This window comes from Vitiosangium sp. GDMCC 1.1324 (assembly GCF_003044305.1).
In the GTDB taxonomy this organism is placed as follows: Bacteria; Myxococcota; Myxococcia; order Myxococcales; family Myxococcaceae; genus Archangium.
On the sequence record NZ_PZOX01000040.1, the window covers coordinates 1 to 26,178 of the forward strand.

The 26,178-nt window shown below is 68.6% G+C and carries 21 protein-coding genes; 13 read left to right on the forward strand and 8 right to left on the reverse strand.

What is annotated here, in order from left to right; translation table 11 throughout:
- Positions 1-123: 123 nt before the first annotated feature.
- Positions 124-1,209, reverse strand: a complete 1,086-nt coding sequence (locus DAT35_RS55780) for a hypothetical protein (protein WP_108077651.1) — start codon at positions 1,207-1,209, stop codon at positions 124-126.
- Between the two features lie 238 nt (positions 1,210-1,447).
- Positions 1,448-2,425 carry a hypothetical protein gene (locus DAT35_RS55785; protein ID WP_108077652.1) on the reverse strand — a complete coding sequence of 326 codons (978 nt, stop codon included), beginning with the start codon at positions 2,423-2,425 and terminating at the stop codon, positions 1,448-1,450.
- A 376-nt stretch (positions 2,426-2,801) separates the two neighbouring features.
- On the opposite strand from DAT35_RS55785, the gene DAT35_RS55790 reads away from it, so the two are divergent.
- Positions 2,802-3,812 carry a phosphagen kinase gene (locus DAT35_RS55790; RefSeq protein WP_108077684.1) on the forward strand — a complete coding sequence of 337 codons (1,011 nt, stop codon included), beginning with the start codon at positions 2,802-2,804 and terminating at the stop codon, positions 3,810-3,812.
- Positions 3,813-3,871: 59 nt separating this feature from the next.
- Here the strand turns inward: DAT35_RS55790 and DAT35_RS55795 are convergent, their stop codons facing one another.
- Together DAT35_RS55795 and DAT35_RS55800 are read right to left on the reverse strand one after the other, a co-directional pair.
- Positions 3,872-4,591, reverse strand: a complete 720-nt coding sequence (locus tag DAT35_RS55795) for an endonuclease/exonuclease/phosphatase family protein (RefSeq protein WP_108077653.1) — start codon at positions 4,589-4,591, stop codon at positions 3,872-3,874.
- A gap of 263 nt (positions 4,592-4,854) precedes the next feature.
- Complete coding sequence (locus DAT35_RS55800) at positions 4,855-6,324, reverse strand: S8 family serine peptidase (protein WP_108077654.1); 1,470 nt, start codon at positions 6,322-6,324, stop codon at positions 4,855-4,857.
- Positions 6,325-6,550: 226 nt separating this feature from the next.
- On the opposite strand from DAT35_RS55800, the gene DAT35_RS55805 reads away from it, so the two are divergent.
- The 5 genes from DAT35_RS55805 (at position 6,551) to DAT35_RS55825 (ending at position 12,276) form a co-directional block, all read left to right on the forward strand.
- The gene (locus tag DAT35_RS55805) at positions 6,551-7,480 is read left to right on the forward strand and encodes an endonuclease/exonuclease/phosphatase family protein (protein WP_108077655.1); all 930 of its coding nucleotides are present in this window, start codon (positions 6,551-6,553) and stop codon (positions 7,478-7,480) included.
- A gap of 137 nt (positions 7,481-7,617) precedes the next feature.
- On the forward strand, positions 7,618-8,481 hold the full coding sequence (locus DAT35_RS55810; protein WP_108077656.1) for a hypothetical protein: 864 nt from the start codon (positions 7,618-7,620) through the stop codon (positions 8,479-8,481).
- A gap of 115 nt (positions 8,482-8,596) precedes the next feature.
- Positions 8,597-10,063, forward strand: a complete 1,467-nt coding sequence (locus DAT35_RS55815) for a PLP-dependent aminotransferase family protein (RefSeq protein WP_233262291.1) — start codon at positions 8,597-8,599, stop codon at positions 10,061-10,063.
- Between the two features lie 120 nt (positions 10,064-10,183).
- Positions 10,184-10,657 carry a carboxymuconolactone decarboxylase family protein gene (locus tag DAT35_RS55820; protein WP_108077658.1) on the forward strand — a complete coding sequence of 158 codons (474 nt, stop codon included), beginning with the start codon at positions 10,184-10,186 and terminating at the stop codon, positions 10,655-10,657.
- A gap of 335 nt (positions 10,658-10,992) precedes the next feature.
- The gene (locus DAT35_RS55825; RefSeq protein WP_108077659.1) at positions 10,993-12,276 is read left to right on the forward strand and encodes a hypothetical protein; all 1,284 of its coding nucleotides are present in this window, start codon (positions 10,993-10,995) and stop codon (positions 12,274-12,276) included.
- 60 nt (positions 12,277-12,336) lie between these two features.
- Here DAT35_RS55825 and DAT35_RS55830 read toward each other — a convergent pair whose 3' ends face one another.
- Both DAT35_RS55830 and DAT35_RS55835 read right to left on the reverse strand, forming a co-directional pair.
- Positions 12,337-12,825 carry a methylated-DNA--[protein]-cysteine S-methyltransferase gene (locus DAT35_RS55830; RefSeq protein ID WP_108077660.1) on the reverse strand — a complete coding sequence of 163 codons (489 nt, stop codon included), beginning with the start codon at positions 12,823-12,825 and terminating at the stop codon, positions 12,337-12,339.
- The gene (locus DAT35_RS55835; protein WP_304466093.1) at positions 12,822-14,279 is read right to left on the reverse strand and encodes a DNA-3-methyladenine glycosylase 2; all 1,458 of its coding nucleotides are present in this window, start codon (positions 14,277-14,279) and stop codon (positions 12,822-12,824) included. The genes DAT35_RS55830 and DAT35_RS55835 overlap by 4 nt, the downstream gene beginning before the upstream one ends.
- 114 nt (positions 14,280-14,393) lie before the next feature.
- Here DAT35_RS55835 and DAT35_RS55840 point away from each other — a divergent pair, with 114 nt between their 5' ends.
- Together DAT35_RS55840 and DAT35_RS55845 are read left to right on the forward strand one after the other, a co-directional pair.
- Positions 14,394-15,263 (forward strand): LysR family transcriptional regulator, encoded by an 870-nt coding sequence (locus DAT35_RS55840; RefSeq protein WP_108077662.1) that lies wholly within the window; start codon positions 14,394-14,396, stop codon positions 15,261-15,263.
- Positions 15,264-15,494: 231 nt separating this feature from the next.
- Positions 15,495-18,848 carry an ATP-binding protein gene (locus DAT35_RS55845; protein ID WP_233262292.1) on the forward strand — a complete coding sequence of 1,118 codons (3,354 nt, stop codon included), beginning with the start codon at positions 15,495-15,497 and terminating at the stop codon, positions 18,846-18,848.
- 10 nt (positions 18,849-18,858) lie between these two features.
- On the opposite strand, the gene DAT35_RS55850 is transcribed toward DAT35_RS55845, so the two are convergent.
- Positions 18,859-19,746, reverse strand: coding sequence for an SUMF1/EgtB/PvdO family nonheme iron enzyme (locus DAT35_RS55850; protein ID WP_199243312.1), 888 nt, complete (start codon positions 19,744-19,746; stop codon positions 18,859-18,861).
- Positions 19,743-20,795 (reverse strand): hypothetical protein, encoded by a 1,053-nt coding sequence (locus DAT35_RS55855; protein WP_108077664.1) that lies wholly within the window; start codon positions 20,793-20,795, stop codon positions 19,743-19,745. Before DAT35_RS55855 ends, DAT35_RS55850 begins: the two co-directional genes overlap by 4 nt.
- A 66-nt stretch (positions 20,796-20,861) precedes the next feature.
- On the opposite strand from DAT35_RS55855, the gene DAT35_RS55860 reads away from it, so the two are divergent.
- The 5 genes from DAT35_RS55860 (at position 20,862) to DAT35_RS55880 (ending at position 26,145) form a co-directional block, all read left to right on the forward strand.
- The gene (locus tag DAT35_RS55860; RefSeq protein ID WP_108077665.1) at positions 20,862-22,499 is read left to right on the forward strand and encodes an ATP-binding protein; all 1,638 of its coding nucleotides are present in this window, start codon (positions 20,862-20,864) and stop codon (positions 22,497-22,499) included.
- On the forward strand, positions 22,496-23,929 hold the full coding sequence (locus tag DAT35_RS55865) for a sigma-54 dependent transcriptional regulator (RefSeq protein ID WP_108077666.1): 1,434 nt from the start codon (positions 22,496-22,498) through the stop codon (positions 23,927-23,929). The genes DAT35_RS55860 and DAT35_RS55865 overlap by 4 nt, the downstream gene beginning before the upstream one ends.
- A 209-nt stretch (positions 23,930-24,138) precedes the next feature.
- Positions 24,139-24,744 (forward strand): hypothetical protein, encoded by a 606-nt coding sequence (locus DAT35_RS55870; RefSeq protein WP_108077667.1) that lies wholly within the window; start codon positions 24,139-24,141, stop codon positions 24,742-24,744.
- Positions 24,745-24,762: 18 nt separating this feature from the next.
- Complete coding sequence (locus DAT35_RS55875; RefSeq protein WP_108077668.1) at positions 24,763-25,494, forward strand: hypothetical protein; 732 nt, start codon at positions 24,763-24,765, stop codon at positions 25,492-25,494.
- Between the two features lie 12 nt (positions 25,495-25,506).
- Positions 25,507-26,145 carry a hypothetical protein gene (locus DAT35_RS55880; protein WP_108077669.1) on the forward strand — a complete coding sequence of 213 codons (639 nt, stop codon included), beginning with the start codon at positions 25,507-25,509 and terminating at the stop codon, positions 26,143-26,145.
- Positions 26,146-26,178: the final 33 nt, after the last annotated feature.

A 26,178-nucleotide genomic window follows, 5' to 3' on the forward strand; every position in this document is an offset into this window, starting at 1 on the left:
GGCCCAGGACGCCGAAGACTGGGTCCTGGGCCTCTCTGCGCAGCAGGCGCTGCGCAAGGCGGGAGTCCTCTCCCTCCACTTCTGGCTCCATTCCTTAATGTAAAGGAACTTTTGCCTACCTACTTAGGGACAGAGCCGCTCGACCGACTTGATCCGCACCGCTCCGTCGACATTCGGGTCGTTCGTCTGGTCGCCGATGGCGATGTTGCCGTTCGTCGTGAAGTTGTTCCGCGTCAGCTTCGCGACGCCGTCGACGCTCACCGTCGCCACCTTCGCTGCGTCCACCGCGAGCTCGTAGACATGATACGCGCCGTCGGTCACCGAGAACGCCGCGGACTGCGTGTCGTCCGCCCAGCCGATCTTCGCGCTGTCGAGGTAGATCATCTCTGAACGATCCGTGCCGTTGCCGGCCGACGGCGTGAAGCTGCCCAGGATGGCCGCGCCGCTGTCGAGCTGGTTGTGGGGGTTCACCGACTCGACCTGCATCGTCACACGGAGCTTGAACGGCTTCGTTCCGTCGAGCGCGTTCGCCCGCGTGATGAGCAACTGCCCGCTCGTCCGCGCGCCGCCGTTCGTCGACGTCTCGAGGCGAACGTAGTCCGCGCCGTACGTGAGCGTGTTCGGCGCCTGCGCGACCGTCGTCCAGCCTTGCGCCGTGATGTCGTCGCCGCCGACCAGCAACGGAATGCTCGCGCGTGCAGTCCACTGCGTCGTCGACGTCGCCGGCACGCACGATTCGCAGAAGTTCGCCGGGTTCGGCGCACCCGCGGCGTAGACCACGCCGTCGATGAAGCACTTCGGGGCGCACACGCCAGCCGAGCAAACCTGTCCCGGGTCGCACGGTGTCCCGTCAGCGCGTTGCGTCCACGCGGTCGCGGACGTCGCCGGGGTGCACTGTTCGCACGAATTCGCCGCGTTCACCGCCCCGGCGACGACCTGCTTGTCGTCGATCTGACAGATCGCGACACAGACGCCACCCTCACAAGCCTCGCCGGTCGCGCAGGCCTGGTCGCAACCACCGCAGTGCTTCGGGTCGCTCTCGGTGCTCACGCAGGAGCCGCCGCACAGCTCGGCGCCGACGCCGTTGCACATCACCGGCACGGACGCGTCGGGTGTGTCGCCGGGGCCAGAGGTGGAATCGTCGTCGCAAGCAGCGACGAAGCCGAGCACAACGATGCAGGAGAGAACGGTAGAACGAATGGAGGGCATAGAGTCTGCCACCTTACTTCGCCTCAGAGACAGGGCACGCGTCCCGGCTGCTGGTACGGCCACTGCATTGCTGAACGCTCAAAGATGGAGGGCTCACGGGCTGACGCCCACCCTTGAGCACACCTGGGGCGAACCTCTGACGCGGAAGCTGCCCTCTGGGCCTGCACAGCTCGAAAAGGCCCCGCGTTCCTCTTTTCAGGAACGCAGGACTGGGCTCGAGGGCAGTGCCGCAAGGCTCCTATGCACCGGGCAGCAAGAAGATCTGCACGCGCCCGAAGTTGTCGGAGACGGGGTTGTCGGAGAAGCGCACCTGCAGTGCATTGTCCTCCCCCACCAGCTCATAGGTGTAGCGGTGGTCGGTCGCGTTGAAGGAGGCCGTGCTGGCCGGGTGCTTCCAGGTCTTCCCCCCGTCCAGGCTGATCTGGATGGGGCTATTTCTCGCGGGAGCAGTCCCCGGGGCCTTCACGCCAGCGAAGATGAACTCGGGGTCGAAGCCGACATTGCGGGTCGCTACCCCCGGGCTCGGGAACATGGGCGCGGACTCCGGCTGACCTGATTGCGCACCAGGGACGATGTTGTTCCCCCACACGGTAAAGGTCCCCTGCATCGTGACGCGATACGGCGTGCCTTTCTTGAGCACCAGCTGGCTGGGAACGGGGGCGGCGCTCCGGGACTCAATCCACAGCTCTTCGGCCGGCAGCACGAAGATCTGCAGGCGTCCGAGGTTGTCGGAGACGGGATTGTCAGCGATGCGCACCTGCAGCGCGTTGTCCTCCCCCACCAGCTCATAAGCGTACTTGTGGTTGGTCGCGTTGAAGGAGGCCGTGCTGACCGGGTGCTTCCAGGTCTTCCCCCCGTCCAGGCTGATCTGGATGGCACCACTTCTCAGGGGAGCAGTCCCCGGGGCCTTCACGCCGGCGAAGAGGAACTCGGGGTCGGCGGCGACATTGCGGGTCGCGACCCCCGGGCTCGGAAACATGGGCGCGGGCTCTGGCTGACCGGATTGCGCGCCCGGGACGACGTTGTTCCCCCACACGGTATAGGTCCCCTGCATCGTGAGAAGATACGGCCTGCCTTTTTTGAGCACCGTCTGGCTGGGAACGGGGGCGGCGCTCCGGGACTCGAGCCAGAGTTCTTCCTGCTGCGCCCAGGCCGAAGTAGCCGCCAACACCAGCAAACCCGCGCAGCGCGCGGCGAGTTGCGAGAATCCTCTCATAACGATCGTTTCCATCCTTCCAGGTCATGGAATGCGCGGTGATTCAGGACAGCGAGCGCACGACACGGGAGTGCAAGCGAAATGCCGCCTTTGGCTCTTCCATCGTCGCGGCCAAGAACAGGCGCTCCTCCTCTGGCTCGGCCCCCGCTCGAGGGAACGCCCATGACGCGTCAACCCCTGGTTGACACGTCACTGACGCGTCAATCCCTCGCTAGCACCGCGTTCATCTCTCCCTCGCGAGGGCCTCCTCCTGGCAGCTCACGGGCCCGGCACAGCATGGTGCGGTAATTGCTGAGCATGGGAATGCCGCGCCGGTGGCGTGGCAAGTCCCCCTCGGAGCAGGACACGAAGTGCCATGGAGCCGGCAAGTCCAGACATGCTGATGAAAAAGCATCTCACGCTCGAATCAAAGGCGGAGCTCGAGGGCCTGGCGACCAGGAACGGATGGACCCTGCGACATGCCATACAAAGCGGAATCGACAATCCCGACTCCAGCATCGGCATCTACGCGGGCGACAGCGATTCGTACGCCATGTTCTCGCGGGTTTTCGACCCGGTCATCCGCGAGCATTCCAGGTACGACATGCGTGGGCATCCAAGCGATTTCTCGCTCGAAGGGCTCCCCACGGAAAACCTGGACCCTGAGGGGAAATTCATCGTCTCGACCCGTATCCGTGTCGGGCGCAACCTCGCGACGTACGCGTTTCCGCCGGCCATCAGCGCCGGGGACCGTGCTCGATTGGAAGCCGAGATCGTCGGCGTGCTTTTGGGGCTCACGGGCGAATTGACGGGCACGTATCATCCGCTGGGCGGGATGACCGAGGAAGAGCGCCAGGAGATGGTCGATGGCCACTTCTTGTTCAAACAGGGAGATCGCTTCCTGGAAAGCGCGGGGGTGAACCGGGATTGGCCCGAGGGCCGCGGAATCTATCACTCGTCCGACAAGAGATTCCTGGTCTGGGTGGGCGAGGAGGATTCCATGCGAATCATCAGCATGCAGGAGGGGGCCGATATCGCGGAAGCGTTCACCCGCCTGAAGACCGCACTCGACGCCATCGGTGGCAAGCTCGATTTCGCTTCCGACGAAATTCGTGGCTTTCACACGGCGTGCCCCACGAACCTCGGCACGGCCATGCGCGCATCAGTACACATCAAGCTCCCCCTGCTTTCCGGGCAGCCCGGATTCGAAAGAATCTGCGATGAACTGGGGCTTTCCATTCGCGGCCTCCACGGCGAGCACTCCGAGGCCCTGGATGGCATCCATGACATCTCCAACAAGTACCGGCTCGGCATCACGGAGCGCGAAATCTATTGGGGGCTCTATGATGGGGTCAGACGGCTGATCGCGTTGGAATCCGCTCTGGCCAGAGCACTTTCATGGCAGTAGGAGGTACTTCGTGTGGGTCATGGGCACCCGCCGGTGAAGAGGCGGTGAACGACCACGGCTCACGTCACGGTCGCGGCGACGGGGCGGTGATCAGACAGCTCTCTGTGGTCGAGCACACTCAGGTCACTGAGCTCCGCGCGGCAGACCAACAGGTGGTCTATGTCCGCGCCGCCAGTCGCGTCCTCCGCGGGGCGCGTGCGCGGCAAACCGGGAGGCAGCGCGCCCACCACCACTTCCGAGCCGAGCGCGCGCACCAGCACCTCGCGCTCGGCATTGAAGTCACCTCCGATGCAAACGGGCGCACTCGACGCGTGGAACAACTCCCGGAGCGTGGCGAATTGCTCCTCGCCCTTCGGGCCCCAGCTCACGTGCGTGCTGGCGACGACCAGCCCCGAGGGCATGGTGACCGCGAGCACGCCCTTGCCGGGGTCGCCCGCGAAGGTCTGCGCACGGAGCACCGTCGAGCCTTCGGGTGCGACGACCACCAGGTGCTCGCTCAGGTCGCGCATCGGCGCACCGGGCCGCTTCAGTCTCGGCACGCGCGGGTACGGGTGATCGAGCACGGCCCACGTCGGCAGGTGGTCGCGTAGGGACTCGAGCACGTCGCCGCTCACCTCCTGCAGCAGCGCGGCCTCGAAGCCGTCGACGCGCAAGGCCTTCGACACGAGGTCGACGACATGACGCACGCGCTCGGGCTCATCGCGCCATCGGTGAATGACAGGCTCGCCGTAGTTCTCGGCGTGCACACGGTGGAGGACGTTCCAGGTCAGCACCTTCACGATTCGAGAGTATAGCCGAATGGGGGCCTTGGGCGTTCACCGCATTCGTGGCACTCGACACTATGGCGGGCGGACCTGCACCCGTCTGGCCGCGCGCCGAGAATTGTCTCGAAGTGTTCACGCGCTGAGCCAGACAGCAGACGGAGAAGCCGCTTCATTTCCCAAACATAGACGGCGCATCAGAGGGATGAGAGCCGATTGAATGAAGAAGGCCCTGCCCCTGAGAAGGGACCGGGCCTGGGTTCAGCGGACGAAGTCCAGGACTACAGCGACGGCAGCGCCAGCCCCAGGTTCGGCAGGGGACCGATGGTCTGGGTGCCCGTCTGCGCGGTGCCATAGGTCCGCAGCTTGGACTTCACGACGGCCGGCGTCAGGGGGACGCCGTACAGGGCCCGGTTGCGGCCCTGGAGGCTGGCCACCGCGCCGGTGACGATGGGCGCGGAGCTGGAGGTGCCCGAGAAGGTCTTGGTGTACCAGCGGTTGACGCCCTCGGCGCTGTAGAGGTCGCCGTAGCCCGTGGTCGTCACGCTGTCACCCCACCCCTGTAGATCCAGTGTGGAGCCGTAGTTGGAGTAGCTGTGGGCGGAGCGCGCCGCACTGCCGTATGCGGGCGACTTGCCAGCACCCACGAGGATGGCGCCCGAATCGTTGGCCGCCAGGAACGGATAGTGGCCGCCGTTACCCGTGGCGTAGATGGCGTCATCCAGGTTCTGGCTGCCGTTGCCCGCCGTCTCGACGACGACCTTATTCGCCGCCACCGCCGCCTTGATGGCGTCGTACCAGGGCTTGTACCACTCGGGCGGTACGTAGTTCGTGCCGCCGTTGGGACCGACGATCTGCTGCTCGATGAGGATGACGTCTCCGGCGTTGATGTTGGCCGCGCACGTCGTCACGGCCGCACCCACGTTGTAGCCAGACGCCGTATTGGAATACGCGAACAGCTTCTGCGCGTCGTAGGCGATGCCGGTGGTGCCCTCACCGTTGGGCAGGCTGCCGTACTCCCCCTGCGTCGCGGTGCCGTGGTTGTTGTCGTTGAACGGGTCCACACCGGCGGGGCCCACCACCGTCACCGTGCCCAGGTCCGCGTGCGCGCTGTTGAAGGCGTACTCCACGTCGCAGATCTTCACGTTGGCACCGCGCGCGCCCGCCAGGGTGCCGGCATAGCGTCCATCGATGCCCGCGGGCGCCGCGTCCTGGTACTTCTGATACGAGCCCGCGCTCACCGAGTAGTAGTCCGGCGCTGTCGGCAGCTCCACGGGAAGGGGGACGCGGTAGACAGCCTCGACCTCCGGCAACTGGCGGAAGCGCTCCGCCATGCGGTTGGCGTCCAGGCCCACCGGCAGCCGTACGCGGAAGTACAGATTGAGGTCCGGCTGAGCCTCGGCCGTCAGCTTCTCGCCCTCGGCCTGGAGCGACTCCAGTGCCTCCTCGGACACGTCGTGAGAGCGCATCCACTTGCCGCCCGCCACTGCCTTCAGCAGCACCGCGGCCTCCGCCGTGCGCAGTCCGCGCCCCGCCAGGTCCGTGGGCACGCCGTTGCGAAGCCGGATGAGCTGGCTCTCGTGAAACTTGATCTCCAGCAGGTCCGCCTCGACGCGCTCCTCACCGCCCAGCGCCCGCACCTGCTCCGAGACTGCCGCCAGCGCCGCCTGCTCCGAGTCCGCCGCCAGCGCACCCGTGCTCCCTGCCAGACCGAGACTGAAGATCCACGAACTCCATGCCTTGATATGCACACCTTCTCCTGTTCAGAGGGGGAATGCACGGTAAGCGGCTTTTTTTGTTTTCCCAAAGAAACATCCACGCCACGAACGCCGCGAGGTCTGCCTTTTCGCTGCTGAATTCATGATGAATCCATGATGAGGCCATTGCCCCATCAGGCCCTAGTTTGTCCTCGTCGTCCGCGGGTCACCATCGTCGTCCACCTCCTTCCCCGCGGAAGTCAGGAACCTGGGAGCCCCTATGACGAAGGCATTCTCCTTCCTGCTGTGCACCGCGGCTTCAATCGCCGTACTCACCCTGGCCTGCGAGGGACGTGAATCACCTCATGTCCCGCCATCGGGGGTGGACGGTGGTGTGAATCCGGGAACGGACGCGGGGACCGAGTACGCGAACCTCCGCATCATGGCGGCCAACCTCACCAGCGGGGATGCCCAGTCCTACGACCCGGGCGAGGGCATCCGGCTGATGCGAGGCGTGGCCCCGGACATCGTGCTCGTCCAGGAGTTCAACTACGCATCCAACAAAGAGGCCGACATCCGCAACATGGTGGCTCAGGTAGGCTCGGGCTATCACTATTACCGGGAGGAGGGCGCGCAGATCGCCAATGGCATCATCAGCCGCTGGCCCATCATTGAGTCAGGTGAGTGGGACGATCCCCTGACGGGCACCCGGGACTTCGCCTGGGCACGCATCGACATCCCAGGCCCGCGCGACCTCTGGGCCGTGAGTGTGCACCTGCTCACCGCCGACAGCACCGTTCGCCAGGATGAGGCCAACGCGCTCATCGAGCGGATCCGCGCCACCGTGCCCGCAGACGACTATCTCGTCATCGGCGGCGACCTCAACACGGCCAACCGCAGCGAGCCCTGCCTCTCCGTCCTCACACAGGTGGTCGTCACCGCCAGTCCCTACCCCTCCGACAAGAACGGGAACACCAACACCAGCGCCCCCCGGAGCAAGCCCTACGACTACGTCCTGGTGGACGAGGATCTCCGCAAGTATCAGCAGGCCACGATCATCGGCTCCAATGTCTTCGCGGCCGGGCTCGTCCTCGACAGCCGCGTCTACACCCCCCTGTCGGAGATCTCTCCGGTACAGCCCGGGGACAGCGCCGCCACCAACATGCAGCACATGGGCGTGGTGAAGGACTTCCGCATCCCCCTCTTCTGAGCTCGGGACATCCGAAGTGCCCGGATTCACTCGGCCAGCGCACGTTTACTTAAGGGCCACAGAAGAGAACAACGCAATCCGCCCTTGACAGATGGGTCGTCAATCATGACAACGCGCGCGCACCCGAGGGGACCCCCATGACCCGTAAACCACTGCAGCTCTTCGCCCTGCTCGCCATCCTGCTGTCCTCGTCCAACGCCTTCGCCGGAGTCTGGTTCGAGCTCCTCCACGCCCCCTGTTGGTCGGGCAAGGAGAACAACCTCGTCGACGACGACGGCGTGATGGGCCACTACCGAGGCTCCGTCGACTGCTTCAACAAGGACTTCAATGGCGGGGGCTCCCGCACCACGCTCACCATCAAGGCGTTCCAGGCGTGGGAGTTCGGGACGATGTTCATGTATTACGACATCACCGGACCCTTCAACAGCGCCATCGCCAACACGTCGAGCGCCAACGAGAAGGGCGGCTTCTTCGGCGGCATCACGGTGACGCTGTCGGGCAAGTACTTCAGCGAGAAGCTGATGCAGCGCCAGCTGGACTGGGGTCCGCTCGCCAACGTGTCGCTCAAGTACGAGGCGGAGCACGTCGCCAAGTTCGGCATGCTCAGCTACTACGGCGTGCAGTGGGACCTCGCGGTGCCCTTCATGGACTTCGTGTCGGCCACCACCGTCATCCGCGACGACTACATGTTCCGCGGCGTCGACCTCCAGGTGGGCCTGGCCTGGCAGAAGTCCTTCGCGCTCGGCAGCCAGGACTTCAAGTTCCTCGGCTTCTTCCAGGCGGGCCTCTTCGGTGAGGGCGTGCACCGGCTCGACCCCACGCAGAAGGGCAACCGCTTCTTCCTCGCCCAGCCCGAGCTCCTGTGGGACTTCGGCAAGGTCATCACCTTCACCCCCGACAAGCTGCTCGTGGGCGTCGAGTACCAGCTCGCCTTCAACCGCTACCTCATCCAGAACAAGACGGAGAACGTGCTCCAGGGCATGATCCGCTGGAACATCTGAGGTCCGGGGCTCGGAGCCGCATACCGGCTCCGAGCCCTTCGTGCGTCCGCCCCCAGCACCTGCCATGAGCCCAGGAGCCACATCGGGACGGAAACCCAGGAAGAGGCAGGCCCTCATGGCCACCTCGCTCGTGCTCGACGCGTCGTCGCATGCGCCGCTGCACGAGCAGCTCTACCGGGCGCTTCGCGAGGCCATGGTCGCCGGCCGCCTGTCTCCGGGAACGCGCCTGCCCGCGACCCGCGCACTGGCTGAGCAGCTCGACCTGTCACGCAACACGGTGATGAGCGCCTACTCGCAGCTCCTCGCCGAGGGATACCTCGTCGGCCGCCACGGCTCGGGGACCTACGTGGCGGACGAGCTCCCCGAGCGCGCCCTCTCCGTGCGGCACGCCCCGGAGCCGTCCCGCCCGCCCCGCACGAGCCCTCCCCCCCTATCGAAGCGTGGCACCGCGGTGGCCACCACACCGGCGCCGTTCCCGCTCGAGGCCCGCGTGCCGGCCACCTCGATGGCGTTCCGCGTCGGGCCCGCCCCGGATGCCTTCCCGAGTGAGCTCTGGGGCCGGTTGCTCCACCAGCGGTGGCAGCGCTCGTGGCGGGACGTGCTCTCCCATCAGGATCCCCGGGGCTACCTCCCCCTGCGCCAGGCACTCGCCAACTACCTGGCCACCGCGCGCGGCGTGCGGTGCGGTCCCGAGCAGGTGCTCATCGTGAACGGCTCGCAGCAGGCCATCAGCCTGATCGCCCAGCTGCTGCTGGATCCAGGCGAGGCCGCATGGGTCGAAGATCCGGGCTACCCCTCGGCCCGGGGCGCGCTCACCGCCGCGGGCGCCACGCTCGTGCCCGTTCCCGTGGACGCGGAGGGGATGGACGTGGAGGCCGCGAGCCGGCTGCGTCCGGACGCCCGGCTCGCCGTGGTGACGCCTTCTAGCCAGCTCCCGCTCGGCGTCGGCATGAGCCTGAGACGCCGGCGGGCACTCCTGGAGTGGGCCGAGCGCAGGAACGCGTGGATCTTCGAGGACGATTACGACAGCGAGTTCCGCTACGTCGGCCGGCCCCTCCCCGCGCTCCAGGGGCTCACGCCGGACGCGCGTGTCATCTACTGCGGCACCTTCAGCAAGGTGCTGTCGCCGTCCCTGCGTCTGGGCTACCTCGTCGTACCGGAAGCGCTGATCGAAGCCTTCCTCAAGGCCCGGGTGTTCGCGGATGTGCACTCGCCCTCGCTGCAGCAGGCGGTCCTGACGGACTTCATCACGCAAGGCCACTTCAGCCGGCACGTGCGGCGGATGCGCACCCTGTATGCCGAGCGGCAGGCCCTGCTCGTCGAGGAGGCCCGGCGCGAGCTCCCGGGGCTGCTCGAGATAGGCCCCGCGGAGACAGGCCTGCACCTGCTCGGCTGGCTGCCTCCAGGGGTGGACGATCGCACCGCCTCCGAGCGAGCCGCCGCCGCCGGAGTCCTGACCCATCCCCTCTCCGGGATGCGGAGTCAGCCGTCCGCACGCGGCGCACTGGTGCTCGGCTACGCGGCCGTGCCCGAGCGGGAGATCTCCGAGGGCGTCCGGCGGCTGCGCCAGGCCCTTCGCTGACGCACATTTCCACGAGAAGTGGCCCCATTCCTCCGCGCGAGAGTGGCTCTCGTCCGCGGCGGCGGCGGCCGTTAGACAACGCCTCGTTGGACGGACACGAAACAACTTCGGAGAACGGTCATGGAACAGCGTTTCAACATGGGTGCAACCTCTCCCGGTGGCTATCAGGCGATGCTGGGGCTCGAGAAATACCTGGGCCAGTGCGGTCTGGAGGAGGGACTGCTTCACCTCATCAAGCTGCGGGCCTCCCAGGTCAACGGCTGCGCCTACTGCATCGACATGCACTGGAAGGACGCGAGGGCCCTGGGCGAGACGGAGCAGCGCCTGTACGGGCTCGATGGCTGGCGCGAGAGCCCCTACTACACGGCGCGCGAGCGGGCGGCCTTCGAGTGGACCGAGGCCGTGACGCTCGTGACGAATGGGCACGTGCCCGACTCGGTCTACCAGGCCGTGCGCCCGCACTTCTCCGAGAAGGAGCTGGGAGACCTGACGCTGGCCATCGCCACCATCAACGCATGGAACCGGCTGGCCATCTCCATGCGCACGAAGGCGGGGGACTACAAGCCGACGGTCCACCACCGGAAGACCACCTGAGCAACCTCCTCGCGGCCGTGGCGCACCGGCGTGTCAACGGACCCGGCTGACACGTCACCCACCCGGGACTGACACGCCAAGCGCCCGGGCCGATTCATCCGGCCCCATGGATTTCCCCCTCTCCCGAGGGGCCGGACGGAGAGTTCCTTGGATTCAGGCACGCGCGTTGCTGTAGTCACTGCGCGTCCAGAAGGGACGTGGACCGCACCGACCGTGCGCCAAGGAAAACACACATGCTCTCGACCCCCAGCGCTGTAGCTCCGCGGGTGCACCGCGAACGCTCATCCCGTAGCCCTCGCGCCTCCAGGCTCCTGTCCTGGTTGACGTGCCTCGGAATGGGGCTCGCCATCGCGGGCTGCGGTCCGACCGACGACCAGGATTACACGCACCCCCTGGCCGAGGGAGAGCTGATCTGCGGGCGGCCGGACTTCAAGCAGATGTTCCCCTACTCCATCCGCTCCACGAAGCGCCCGGTGCTCGTCCACTACTACAAGGAATCCGAGTGGGAGACGGCCCGGCAGGTCCTCGCGGCCGTCGAGAAGGGCTGGGACTATCACGTCAACCGGCTCGGCATGCGCCCGGCGATCAAAGACAGCGGTGAGTGCGGACCCGATGACTTCTTCGACGTGTTCGTGTGGAAGGGGCACCGCAGCTGCCTGGTCGACGTCCTCTCTGGCGACGCTTCCACCCCGTGGGATGACCGGCGCGGATACATGATCGTCGATCCGTGGGGTCCCTACGGCGGCCCCGAGCTCGAGGAGACCGTCGTCCATGAGATGGCCCACGCCTCCCAGGCCGCCGACGACTGGTACGAGTCCCCCATCACCTTCGAGATGTCCGCCGTCTTCACGGACCAGGTGTACGCGGACCGCTACATCAAGACCTATTTCGACGACTTCCAGGCCCACCCTGATTGGGCGCTCGACTACTACGACGATTATGAGACCTGGTACATGTACGGCTCCTCCATGTACCTGCTCTACCTGAAGGATCGTTTCTTCGGGGGCGAGCCGCAGTTCATCTCCAACATGTGGCTCGGGTCTCGCAACCCGCCCGGCGCGCAGGATGATCAGACGCTCAACGAGCCCGATTTCGCCGATGCGCTCGACGCGATGCTGAAGGACAAGCGCTCGAGCTACGTGGAGACCGTCCCCGAGTTCTCACGCTGGCGCTGGTACACCGGCGATCACGTCGACGACCGCCACTTCCATCACTTCAAGGACGGGCTGGAGAACCTCAAGGCGGCGAAGCTCACGCTGGCGGCCCAGCAGGAAGCCACGCCGGGGACGATCAGCATCGACAGCAAGACCGCGCCGATGATGCTCGGCACGAGCTACATCGAGCTGTCGGCCGGCTCGGGCACCCCCCAGACGGTCTACGTGTCCCTGGAAGCCCCGAGCGATGCGGGACGGCGCTTCGTCGTCCAGGCCGTGCCCGGGCTCACGCCTGACTCCGATGGTGAGTTCCTGGATCTGTCGTCGGGTCCAAAGCAGTTGAAGTTCGCGGCGGATCAGCGCCGGACCCTCATCGTGAACGTCCTCCCGACGGGTACGTATGATCCAGACCTGAGGACCGATGATCGGTATCCCTTCTCGATCGTCGTCTCGGACCACCCGTAGGCGCTTCCTGGACCGGGCCTGGGCTCGTTCAGCACCCGGGCCCGGTCTGGCATCCCATTCTCAACGCCCCGCCCGAATCCGCTGCTCGTGCTCGAGCAGCCACTGCTTGACGGGCACTCCTCCCGCGTAGCCGGTGAGCGACCCATCCGTCCCCACCACCCGGTGGCAGGGGACGATGATGGAGATGGGGTTCTTCCCATTCGCGGCTCCCACGGCCCGCGCCGATCCCTCCCGGCCGATGTGGCGCGCGAGGTTCGCGTAGGACCACGTGGCGCCCAACGGAATCTCCCGCAGCGCCGCCCACACGCTCTGCTGAAACGGCGTCCCGGCCGGTCCGAGCGGCAAGTCGAAAGACACGCGCTCGCCCGCGAAGTACTCCTCCAACTGGCGCCGCGCGGCCTCGAGCACCGGATGGTCCTTCCGCTCGTTCGCGACGAGCACCGGCGCTCCCTTGTGGTTCTCCATGTAGATGGCCGTGAGCGCGTCTTCCGTGGCGTAGAGCCGGAGCGTGCCCACGGGGCTCTTCATCGTCGTGGTGAACAGTGTCATCCGCCTGCTCCTTCAGAGAGTGAGGTCCAGAGGTGTACCGCCGCGTAGGAACGCCAGGGCCGCCAGGCCTCGGCACGCTCGGCGGCCACCTTCGCCGTCACTCCGCCGAGTGCCTTGCGAATCCCGAGATCACTCGCGGGAAATGCATCGGGCCAGCGCAGCGCCCGCATCGCGACGTAGTGCGAGGTCCACGCGCCGATGCCCGGCAGTGCCTCGAGTGCCGCCATCGTCTCGTCGACCTCGGCGTGCCGATCCAACCGCACGGAGCCCTCCGCGACGGCCCGAGCCACCCCCAGGAGGCTTTTCGCGCGCGCACCCGGAAGTCCCAGCGACGCCACGTCATCCACGGTCGCCGCCGCCAGCGTCTCCGGCAGAGGGAAGAGCCGTGAGATCTCCGCATGAGGGCTGTCGAGGGACTCGCCGAAGCGCGCGACGAGTCTCCCGCTCAGCGTGGTCGCCGCACGGACGGACACCTGCTGCCCGAGGATGGCACGCACCGTCATCTCGAAGGGATCAAACGCCCCCAGCACGCGAAGCCCCGGGTGCTGCTGGACCAGCTTCCCCAGGAGCGCATCGCGCCCGAGGCACTCCGCGATGACCTCCGGCTGTGCGTCCAGATCGAAGAGCGTCCGCAGCCGCGCCGCCACGGGCATCAGCACGCCCGCCAACGAGAGGGAGACCTCGGCCAGCAGCGCGGGGCGCTTCGGATCGTGCCGCACCACGAGCCAGCCCGTCTTGCCGCCCAGGCGCACCGTGCGCCGGTACTCGGAGTCCCCCACGTGCTCGACCCCCGGAATGGCGCGTCCCCGCAGGAAGAGCAGGAGCTGCCCCCAGTCGAGCGGCGGGCGGTAGTCCAGCCGGAGGACGAGCGAGCGTGAGCCCTCTTCCTCCGCCCCCTTGCGCCGGAGCTCCGAGGGCGGCCTGCCGAAGCGCTCCTGGAAGAGCGCGTTGAAGCGCCGGACGCTCTGAAATCCGCTGGCGAACGCGATCTCCGCCAACGGGAGCGCGGTGTCCTGCAGGAGCTGTTTCGCCAATGCGAGCCGCCTGGATTGGGCCAACTCGACAGGTGAGACCCCCAGCTCGGCCTCCATGGCCCGGCGCAGGTGCCGGCTGGTGACGCCCAGCTCCGCCGCGAGGTCATCGATGGACGACTCGTTGAGGTATCCCCCCTCGATGCGCGAGACCGCGGTCGCCACGAGCCGCGGCACGGAGTCCACTGGCGCGCTGCCCGGCGCCAGCTCGGGGCGGCACAGGAGACACGCCCGGAAGCCCGCGTGCTCGGCCTCGGCGGCCGTGCGGTAGAACGCACACCGGTCCTGGCGGGGCGTCCTCGCCGTGCACACCGGCCGGCAGTAGATTCCCGTGGTCGACACGGCGACGAAGAAGAGCCCATCGAAGCGCCGGTCTCGCGCGGTCAGGGCCCGGTAGCAGGTCTCGGTTTCCAGTGTCTGCATCACGCGGCTTTCGTAGCGTGGACGCGCGTCCCTGTCTGGCCGTTTTCGGACCTGACCGCGAAAATCGGGTACAACCCCGCTCCCGTGGACCCGCTCTTCGAAGATCTGCCCGGAATGCTCTGCTTCGCACGCGTCGTGGAGCACCGCTCGTTCACCCAGGCAGCCACCGCGCTCGGCATCTCCAAGTCCGTGGTGAGCGAGCGCATCTCCCAGCTCGAGGCGCGCCTCGGCGAGCGGTTGCTCGTCCGGACGACCCGCAAGCTCAGCGTCACGGATGCCGGCCTGAGCCTCTACGCCCGCTGTGCGCGGATGCTCGAGGAGGCCCAGGCTGCCACCCGGGGGGCCTCCAATGCCGAGCGAGGCCACATCCGCGTCAACGCCCCCGTCAGCTTCGCGCAGATGTACCTCGCGCCGCCCCTGGCGTCCTTCCTCGCCGCCAACCCCGGCGTGCACGTGGAGGTGGTGCTCAGCGACCGCCTCGTCGACATCGTGGAGGAGCGGGTGGATGTCGCCATCCGCATCACGAAGCTCAAGGACTCCAGCCTCGTCGCCCGGCGGCTCGCCTCCTCGTCCCTGCACGTGTGCGCCTCCCCTGACTACCTCTCGCGCCGTGGGCAGCCCGAGCGCCCGGAGGACCTGCTCCGCCACGACTGCCTCCGCTACCTCCACCTGCGCGCCGAGGACGAGTGGCGCTTCCAGGTCCCTTCCGGGCGTGTGTCCGTGCCGGTGTCCGGCTCGTTCTCCGCGAGCAATGGCACCCTGCTGCGCGAGGCGGCGCTCGCGGGAGTGGGACTGGCCGTGCTCCCACGCTTCTTCATCGACGACGACCTCCGCGCAGGGCGACTCGTCACCGTGCTCGACGGCTTCGCCCCGCGCCCCGTCGGCATCTACGCCGTGCACGCCGCCGGGCGCTCACCTCCGCCACGCGTCCGCAAGCTCCTCGACTGCCTGGCCCAGGAGTTCCGCCACCGCGAGTGGACGTAGCGTGCGCCATGCCTGGGTTCCCTCCAGGCAGAGGCACGACGGCGAATCCCATGCACTTCAGCGCTGTTGAGGCATGTCGGGTCCTTCTACGACCGACAAGCACTCATGAACCAGCACGCCCATGGGGCCCCCGCCCTCCCGCCCAAGACGCATCCGCACGAGGCGGCTCACGCCCCTCCGCCCATACTTCTGAATGACAGCTTCGCGGGCGGCGGAGAGATGGGCGCCCGCATGCAGGCCATCGATTGGGCGGCCACGTCGCTCGGGCCCATGGAGGACTGGTCCCCATCTCTGCGCAGCGCGGTGAGCATCTGCCTCACCTCGCGCTTCCCCACCGTCCTCTACTGCGGGCCGGAGCTGCTCGTCCTCTACAACGACGCCTGCATTCCCATCTTCGGGCGCAAACATCCCATGGCCCTGGGTCAGCTGAGCCGCGAGGTGTGGTCGGAGATCTGGCACATCATCGGGCCCATGCAGCTTGGAGTGCTCGCCACGGGCAAGGCCACGTGGTCGGACGATCTGCTGCTCGTCATCGATCGGGCCGGCTACCTGGAGGAGACGTACTTCACCTTCTCCTATAGCCCCATTGGCCTCGAGACGGGCCGGGTGGAGGGCATCTTCGCCGCAGTGAACTTCAGCACCGAGCGCGTCATTGGCGAGCGGAGGTTGCGCACCCTGCGCGAGCTCGCCGAGCACGTCAGCGAGGCCCGCTCGCCCGAGGAGGCCTGCCGGCAGGCCGCACGCACCTTCTCGGCCAACCCGGCGGACGTGCCCTTCGCGCTGATGTACCAACTCGACGAGCGGCGCACCCAGGCCACCCTGGTCGGTGCCTCGGGGCTGGAGGAAGGCGGGGCGGCGAGCCCTCGAAAGGTGAGCCTCGAAGAATCAGGTGCCCACGGCTGGCCGCTGGCGCGCGTGGCGGCCACGGGGCGCATGGAAATCGTCTCCCACGTGCGCGAGCTCTTCGGAGACCTGCCGGGAGGCCCCTGGGACGAGTCCCCGCACTCAGCGGTGCTGTTGCCCATCTCGCAGCCCGGACAGAGAGCCCCCTACGGCGTGCTGGTGGCGGGCGTGTCCCCTCGCCGCAGGCTGGATGAGTGCTATCGGAGCTTCTTCACGCTGGCCACCGGGCACGTGGCCTCGGCCGTCGTCAACGCGCAGGCCTACGAAGCCGAGCGCCGCCGCGCCGAGCAGCTCGCCGAGCTGGACCGGGCCAAGACAACCTTTTTCTCCAACATCTCCCATGAATTCCGCACCCCCCTCACGCTGATGCTCTCCCCGATGGAGGACGCGCTGGCCTCCCCCCAGAAGTGTCTGGCCGGCGAGGAGCTCTCCACCGTGCACCGCAACGGCGTGCGCCTGCTCAAGCTCGTCAACGCCCTGCTGGACTTCAGCCGCATCGAGGCCGGACGCATACAGGCCTCCTATGTCCCCACCAACCTGGCCACCCTCACCGCCGACCTCGCCAGCACCTTCCGCTCGGCCATGGAGCGCGCCGGGTTGCGGTTGGTGGTGGACTGCCCTTCCCTGCCCTCTCCCATCTGGGTGGACCCGGAGCTGTGGGAGAAGATCGTCCTCAACCTCGTCTCCAACGCCTTCAAGTTCACCTTCGAGGGAGAGGTGGAGGTCGCCCTGCGGTGGCGGGGCCCGCACGTGGAGCTGACCGTGCGCGACACGGGCACCGGCATCACCCCCGAGGAGCTGCCTCGCATCTTCGAGCGCTTCCACCGCGTGCACAGCGCGCGAGGGCGATGCTTCGAGGGAACGGGCATCGGGCTGGCCCTGGTGCAGGAGTTGGTGAAGCTGCACGGCGGCACCGTGAAGCTCCAGAGCGAGCTGGACCGGGGCACCACCTTCACCGTGAGCATTCCCACGGGCAACGCGCACCTGCCGCCCGAGCGGCTCGGGACGGCGAGGACCCAGGCCTCCACCGCGATGGGAGCGAGCCCCTTCCTCCAGGAGGCCGCCGGGTGGATGGAAGTTGCTCCCTCCTCCGCTGCCGAGTGCATGCCACCCGCAACAACCGTCCCAAGCGCCGCGGCCCCTCTGCCGCATTCCGTCCCGCGCGAGGCCCGCATCCTGCTCGCCGACGACAACGCGGACATGCGCGCCTACGTGGAGCGGCTGCTGCGCACCCAGGGCTGGGAAGTGGAAGCGGTGGCAGACGGGGCCACCGCGCTCGAGGCGGCCCGCGCGCGCCCACCGGACCTCGTCCTCAGCGACGTGATGATGCCCCGGCTGGACGGCTTCGGTCTGCTGCACGCCCTGCGCGAGGACGCGCACACCCACACCGTGCCCCTCATCCTGCTGTCCGCCCGCGCGGGCGAGGAAGCCACGGTGGAGGGACTGGGTGCCGGCGCGGACGACTACCTCATCAAGCCCTTCAGCGCGCGCGAGCTGGTGGCCCGCGTGGGCGCCGCGCTCGCCATCGCCCAGGTGCGCCAGGAGGCACTCCACCGCGAGCAACAATACGTGGCTGACATGGAGGCCAAGCAGCGGCTGCTGGACGCGGTGCTCCAGCAGATGCCCGCCGGATTCATCCTCTCCGAGCCGTCGGGCCGGCTGACGTTCTGCAACCACCAGATGGTGGAGCTGCTGCGCGGCCCTCCGTTCACCGCCAGTTCCCTGGAGGAGTTCATCCACTATCGCGGCTTCCACCCGGACGGCCGCCCCATCCAGCCCGAGGAGTGGCCTCTGGCGCGCTCGCTGCTCCATGGCGAGGAGCTGGTGGACCAGGAGCTGCTCCTGGTGTGCCAAGACGGGACCCGAGCGCTGGTGCGGGTGAGATCCAGTCCGATCCGGGACCAGGAGGACCGCATCATCGCGGGCGTCGCCATCGTCCAGGATGTGACGCTGCAGAAGGAACAGGAGGCGGAGCTGCGCCGCCGCATGGAGTTCGAGCAACAGCTCCTCGGCATCGTCAGCCACGACCTGCGCAACCCCATCAACGCCATCACCCTGGCCGCCCACGCGCTGCTGCGGCGCGAGGAGCTCGACGCGCGAGCCACGAAGTCCGCCAGCCGCATCCTCTCCTCGGCCGAGCGCGCCACTCGGATGATCCGCGATCTGCTCGACTTCACCCAGGCCCGCCTGGGCGGAGGCATCTCGCTGGAGCGCCGGCCCACGGACCTGCGGCTGCTCGTGCAGCAGGTGCTGGACGAGGTGGAAGGGGCCTGGCCGGAGCGCCACATCGAGGTGCTCCAGCACGGCAGCGCCTGGGGTGAGTGGGACTCGGACCGGATGGCCCAGGTGGTGTCCAACCTGGTGACCAACGCCCTCAAGTACAGCCCCCCGGAGACTCCCGTGCGCGTGGAGTTGCGCGCCGAGGACGAGGCCGCGGTGCTGTCCGTGCACAACGAGGGCGCGCCCATCCCGCCCGACCGCCTTCCCCACCTCTTCGAGCCACTCCAGCGCGGAACCCGGGAGATGGACCGGGCGAGCCGCAGCATCGGGCTCGGCCTGTACATCGTGAAGCACCTGGTGGAGGCGCACGGGGGCACCGTGTCCGCGCAGTCGAGCCAGGACGAGGGCACGACCTTCACGGCGCGGCTGCCCCGCTCACCTGGCACTCCGACCCGGCACTGAGGCCCGCGGCTCACTTCGCGAGTGCTCGCGCCTCGTCGAGGCTCGCCGCACACCGGAAGCCGAAGTGGTGGAAGATGGGCCGGTTGGCCGGCACGTGGGGCCGCCGGTACACCGTCGTCGCATACGACGCCGGCCAGAACCAGGAGCCTCCTCGCACCACCTTCTCGGTGTAGCCCGGACAGGGCTCGCGGCCCTCGCACGGGCCCTTGGGGTCCACGCCCAGACACGCCGCGCCACAGGCCTTCCACGAGGGCGTGAACCAGTCCGCCACCCACTCCCAGGAGTTGCCCGCCATGTCGTAGAGCCCGTAGGGGTTGGGAGGCTTCGTGCCCACCGGCTCCGGGCGCCCCACGTCGGCGTGCGTCGCCGAGTGCTGCTTCTTCCCGCAGCTGCGCCCCCGGCTGTCCATGATGACCGCGCGCTCACAGGTGGCGGGCTCGTCGCCCCAGGGATAGAGCCGCCCGTCCGTGCCCCTCGCCGCCTTCTCCCACTCGGCCTCCGTCGGCAGGTGCTTGCCGTGGGCCTCGCAATAGGTCTTCGCGTCGTACCAGCTCACCCCGTTGATGGGCTGCTGGGGGTTGTCGAAGTCCCGGTAGTTGGGCCCCGACTTCCGGCACCGCCCTTCCTTCTCGCAGGCCTTGTAGGCGCCGTACGTCACCTCGTGGGTGTCCATGTAGAAGCTCCGCACCCAGACCTTCGCCTGGGGCCGGGCTGGCGCATGGTGCCCTCCATCCACGCCGCGCAGGAAGGGGCCTCCAGGGATGCAGGCCATGCTGGACACCGGCGCCTCGAGACAGGGCACCACCTCGGGAGCACCGGGGAATGGCTCCTCCGCTCTCGCCACGCCCGCCAGCAGGAGCCCGAGCATCAGGGAGAAGCTCCGCACGTCGCCGCTCACGGCACCGCCTCACCGTGCACGGGCCGCGACAACCCCTTCGCCTTCTTCACCTGCCGCTTCGCCAGGAGCTTCTGCTTCACCGCCTCGCGCGCCTCGTCGGGCCCGATGTCCAGCCGCGACAATCCGTGCACCTTGTCCGTGTCCGGCGCGTACCGGAGCATCGCGAGCACACTCCGCGTCTTCGCGTCGGCCAGCCAGGCCAGGAAGCTCGGACCCGACTGGGTGTTGTAGTGGTAGTAGGAGCCCTTCAGGTGCGTGATTCCCCGCTGGCCGCTCGTGCGCACCACGACGCTGTGCTCGTCCAGAGCGAGCTCGCGGATGTTGCGCCGGTACTGCGCGTCATAGGGGAAGTACTGCTCGGCGTTAGACAGGTAGAGCACTCCCACCTTCTTCCCCGCCTGCGCCACCGCCCGGCCCACGGCGCTCACGCTCCGCTGTGCCGTCAGGTCCCCCCGCACCATGAAGACCTTGTCCTCCTGGTAGAGGCGGCGGATGTGCGCGTACTCGGCCTCATCCACCAGGAAGCACGGCAGGGATGCCTTCCCCATCTGCGCCACCACGCGCTTCAAGCGCCGCTCCACCGCCCAGCGGGCAACGCCATAGGCCCGGAGCACGGGCACCCGCTCCTTCTTGTCCGGATAGCCCTCCTCGATGAGGCGGCGCACCTCCGCACGGCTCTCCAACCGCCACAGGCGCAGGAAGTCCTCGGGCGTCTCCGCCGCCCGGAAGAGGACTCGGTAGACACGGTGGAGATCGACGACGGCCTGATCGAAGTCCAGCAGGACGAGCACCTCCGCTCGCGCCCAGGCCCCCAGCAGATAGTTCTGATCCGTCCCGACTCCCACGTAGATGCCGCCCTTGTCCTTCACCGCATCTCGGAAGAGGTCGAGGCTGTCCTCGTTGGAAATCCAGTAGTGGGTTCCACGAACGATCTCGGACGGGGCGGGATCGGCGGGCAGGCTCGCGAAGGCGGAGAGGTCCGGCTCACTGGCGAAAGCGACCGAGGAGGCAAGGACGGCGAGGAGGGCGAAAACACGCATCCCGGACATGATACCGCGCCGCGCATGTTACGCTCGGGACCATCCACGGGCGCGCCGCCGCTCCGGGGGGCCAGCATGTCGGCGCATCTCTTCGCTTCATCGGTGGTCGCGCTCGTCGTGGCGCTCTTCAACGGCCTGCTGGCAGGCTATGTCCTCGCCTCGGCCCGCGGAGAGCCGCGCAAGCTCTTCTTCGCCTGTGGACCCGCCGGAGTGGCCCTCTTCGCCATCGGGTGGTTCGTCGTCCTCCTGGAGCCCAAGGCCCAGCCCTCCGTCCGCGTCGCCGTCGGGCTCGCCGCGCTGCTGTCCGTCTCCGGCTTCGCCGCTGATGCCTTGAGAGACCTCGGGCCGTCACCGGCACGCACGCGCCTGCTCGTCTCGCTCGTGCCCCTCGGACTCGGCCTCCTCGGGCTCTCCGCCCTGGGCGCGGCGCTCTATGAGCAACCCATGGTGGCGCTGTTCCCCCAGGTGCTGGCGCTCGCCACGGTGGGGCTGCTCAGCGGCATGCGCCTCGTCCTCTGCCGGCACGAGAACGCGGCCACCCGGCGCCTGTCCCGGCACATGGTGGCGTTCATCAGCGCCTCGCTGCTCGTCTGCCTGGTCCGCACCCTGTTCGAGCTCAGCCGAGGGGGAGTCGCCGGCAGCGGAATGCTCCTGTGCGTCATCCTCGTCGCGGAGACGGCGACGCTCAGCTACACACTCCACGAACAGGTGGCCGTGCGGCTGCCCGTCTCCCGGGCACTGACCCACGCCGTGCTCGCCGTCGCGGTGGCGTTCGCCGTCGTCGCGGGTCTCCGCGCCTTGGGCCGCCCGGTGGACCTCGTCCAGATGGCGGTGGCAGTGGCGGTGGCGCTGCTGGCCTCGCTGCTCTTCATCGGCCTGGGCGAGCAGCTCAACCGGGGCATCGAGCAGATCCTCTTCCCCCAGCAGGTGCGGCTCACCGGGCAGCTGTCGGCCTCTCGGGCCGAGGCCGCCGCGCTGCGCAGCCGGCTGGAGCGCGCCGAGCGGCTCTCCATCGCCGGGGAGCTGGCGGCAGCCATCGCCCACGAGGTCAAGAATCCCCTGACTGCCGTGCGCGGCTACGCCGAGCTCCTCGCCGGCCAGGCCCCCCACGTCGCGCCCGAGCACCGGGCCCGCTTCGAGAAGGCCGTCCGCATCATCTGCGAGGAGAGCGATCGCATCGACGCGCGGGTGGCCGAGCTGCTCAGCCTCGGGAGGGCGCCGCGCGGCGAGAAGAGCGGGAGCACGCTCGACGTGTCGCGCATGGTGCTCGAGACGATGGCGGTGGCCGAGGGAGAGCCGGGCTTCCCCACACTCGTGCCCCGGCTGGACACGACCCTGCGGGTGGTGGGGGATGAGGACGCGCTGCGCGGCGTGCTGCTCAACCTGCTGAAGAACGCCGCCGAGGCGATGCGGGAGTCAGCGGGCGGTCGCATCGAAGTGGTGGCCCGGAGCGAGCAGGGGCGCGCCGTCATCGAGGTACGCGACGAGGGCCCGGGGCTCGGCGGGGTGGACCGCGAGAGGCTCTTCCGGCCCTTCTACACGACGAAGTCGGACGGGACGGGGCTGGGGCTCGCCATCTCGCGCTCGGCCATCGAGTCGATGGGCGGGAAGCTCGACCTGGTGCCCCGGCCCGATGCTCCGGGCGCGGTGGCCCGTGTGGAGCTACCCATGGCACCGGGAGACAGCCGCCCGGCGAGGGAGGACGTGCGATGACGGTGGACGAAGGCACGGTGGACAAGCGGCCCGAGGTGGCGCTCGTGGAGGACGAGCGCAACGTGCGCGAGCTCTACCTGGACGTGCTGGGCGCGCGGGGGCTGAACGTCGTCCCGCTCGACTCTGTGGCGGCCGCGGAGGCGTACCTCGCCCGGCGTGTGCCAGACCTCCTGGTGCTCGACGTGAGGCTGGGCGATGGCGATGGGCTGGTGCTGCTGGACAGGCTGCGCGGGCGGGGGTTCCGCACTCCCGTCATCGTGATGACCGCGTTCGGCACCGTGGAGAGGGCAGTGCAGGCGCTGCGCGCGGGCGCGGCGGACTTCCTCGTCAAACCGTTCGGCAACGAGCGCCTCATCTCCTCGGTGGAGGCCGCGCTGGAGTCGGGCCGACGTCTGGTGGAGCTGGAGCTGGCGGCCCCCACACTCGGCCCGGGCACGGAGGCCGTCCGCGCACTCGTCGGAGCCGACGGAGGACTGCGGGACGTGGTCGCGCTCCTGCCCCGGGTGGCCGCCTCGGACGCCACCGTGCTCGTGCGGGGAGAGTCCGGGACGGGCAAGGAGCTCGTCGCCCGCGCCATCCACGCCGCCTCGTCGCGGCTCGACGGGCCGTTCATCTCCGTCAACTGCGCGGCCCTGCCCTCCTCCCTGCTCGAGTCCGAGCTGTTCGGCTTCGAGCGCGGCGTCTTCACCGGGGCCCATGCCCGCCACAAGGGCCTCATCGAGGCCGCCGAGGGAGGCACGCTCTTCCTCGATGAGATTGGCGACATGTCGCTCGAGGCCCAGTCGCGGCTGCTCCGCGTGCTCCAGGAGCGGGAGCTCACCCGCATCGGCGGGCGCGAGCCGGTGAAGGTGGACATCCGCGTCATCGCCGCCACCCACCGCGACCTCGATGCGATGGCCGCCAGCGGGCAGTTTCGCTCGGACCTCCTCTACCGGCTCGCGGTGATTCCCATCCTCCTGCCACCGCTGCGCGAGCGGACCCGGGACATCCCCGGCCTCATCCATCACTTCCTGGAGAAACACGCGGCGAAGAAGGGACTCCGGCCCCCCCGCCCCGATGCGGAGACCTTGCGGCGCGCCGAGTCCTGGCCCTGGCCCGGCAACGTGCGCGAGCTGGAGAACTTCGTCGAGCGCTCCGTCGTGCTCGGCCGGTTCGACCCGGAGTCACTCCGGATGCCACAGCCCGCGAAGGCGGCACCCGCGTCCACTCCCGTGGAGGTCCATGAGCCCACCGCGCCCGCCGAGGCCCACGCGCCCGTCCTGCCGCTCCGGGAGGCAGTGGCCCGAGCGGAGCGCGCCGCCGTCATCGCGGCGCTCCAGGCCGCGAAGGGACAGAAGACCGTGGCCGCGCGGCTGCTCGGCGTGAGCTACAAGACCCTCTTCAACAAGATTCACGAGCACGACATCCGCGAAGAGTTGCACATCGGCTGAACCTCCCATTTCGCCGGTGGCATGCCTGTGTAAGGCCTTACATAGCTCTGTCAGGTAACGCCCTGGCTTCACGGGTGGGAGGATGGAAGCCCGGCCCCCCACACCGCCCCGCTCCCGAGGGACACGCGGGACGGGCGCGAGTCGATGAGTGAAGGCACGGGGCTTGCTCTGCCTCCGGGGGCGCGATGACGCGCTCTCAAGGAGGCCTCATGGGCTCTGCATCTCCCGGGGCGGCGGTGGGCCGCCTGGACCTGGTGAATTCACTTCTACGCGCGGTGGACCGGCCCGCTCGCGAGGCGCTGGACATGGCCCGGCGCCCGCTCGCGGCCACCCTGGCACCCGCGCTGCTCGGCATCTTCCTCGTGGCGGCGACTTCGGCCGCCGCGGGCTTCGTCTCTCCCGAAGGTCCGCGGTTCGCACCGAGGCTCGATGCCCTGCGCGCTATCTTCGAGGCGCTGCTCGTCGTCATCCCCGGCACCCTCGTCTTCGCCATCTACCTGCGCCTGCGGCTCTCCACGCGCGTCCTGCTGGCCGCCACCTCCATCGGGCTGCTCGCCGCCGGATTGGTGGCCACCTGTGTCATGCCCCTCATGGCGTTCCTCGTGCTGGTCTCGAAGGAGGCCCCGCTCATCCTTTCGCTCCCCACGGTGTTCGTCCCCGGGCTCGCGCTCGCCACCCTGGCGGCCCTGCCGGTGCGCGTCATCACCTCGCTCGACTCCTCGCGAGCGGCCTGGTGGATGTCGCGGGCCTTCGCCTTCTTCCTCGGCGCCGTCTTCCTCCTGCGCATCCACACGTTCCTCCTCCACCTCTCCTGAGTCCTGACGAGGTTCCCCATGGAAGCCCTTTCCCAGAGTGTCACGCTCAACGCCGAGCCCCTCACGCCGTTCATGCCCTGGTCCGTGGAGGAGCGCGCTCCCCTCTCCGAGCCCGCCACCGTGGGAGCGCCCGAGCGGCAACTGCTCGTGGAGCTCCTGCGAGAGCCCTCGTCCATCGTGGAGCGGCTGTTGGATCCGGCGAGGCTCCAGGGCCTGGTGCTCGGCTCGGTGGGAGTCATCGCCGTGTGCACGAGCCTCTTCGCCGCCACGTCGAGCGCCGCCCGCGGCCACGTGGAGTCCTGGGTGGTTCCGGCGGCGCTGACGTCCGTGAACGTGCTGATGGCGCTCGCGGCGTCGCTGGGCCCCATCTACGCGGCGAGCATCCTGGTGGCGGCGCGCGTGCCCCTTGCCCGGCTCGTGGCGGCGCTGCTGGCCTCGGCGGCGACGGGCTCGCTGCTGCTCGCGGGGCTCGCACCGCCCCTGTACCTGCTGTGGAGACTGGACGCGGAGTGGGCGGGGCCGCTGCTGCTCATCGCGGCGTTCCTGCTCTCTGGAGCGGCGGCGGGAGCGCGCATCCACCGGCTGCTGAGCCTCATGGCCGAGGAAGTCACCCGCTCCGCGCTGGGCAATGCCTCCGCCGTCCTGTCCACCGAGGACGCCTACCGCGTGGGCATCCTCGCTCGCGTCTCCTGGATGATGGTGGCGTTCACGTCGGGCCTCGGCTTCTGGGCCTTCAACGCGCTGGGTTGAGGAGAACGGACCATGACGGCACTCGTGATTCTCGCGGTGTATGGAGGCCTTGGACTGGTGGCGGCGGTGTTCTCCCTCGTCCGCAAGCAGGAGGGCTCGCTTGCGAACCGGTTCGGACAGGCCGTGCTGACCCTCGCCCTCTGGCCCTTCCTGCTGCCCGTGCTGCTGTCCCCTGGGGACGCGGCCCTCCGCCCGGAGCGTGGCGACCGGAGCGAGCGGGCACGGCGACTGGATGAAGTGACGGGGCGGCTCGAGGAGTGTTGGAGGCAGGCGGCAGTGGAGAGCTCATGGGCGGCGGAGCAGGCGCGCGAGCACCGGTTGCTGGACGGGTTCGTCGCGCGCCTGCGAGCCCAGGAGCGGCGCCTGATGGAGATGGAGGCAGCGCTGGCGAGGGCCCCCGCGAGCGTGAAGGAGCGGCTCACCCGGCTGTACGAGCACTCCGCGACCGAGCTGGAGCACAGCATCGGGCTCGTCGAGGAGCTGGCAGCGCAGCTCACCCTGCTGCGATTCTCCGACCTGGGCAACCCGTCCGCCACCCGTGTGGAGCGTGGACACATCGAGGAGCTGCTGCTGCGCATCGAGGCGCTCGCGGAGGCCTCGCAGCCTGACACGAGCCAGGCGCCACCACCGGCCCAGGTGGCGCGGGCTTGACCTGGTTGCTTGACAGCCGCAACCGCACTTCCG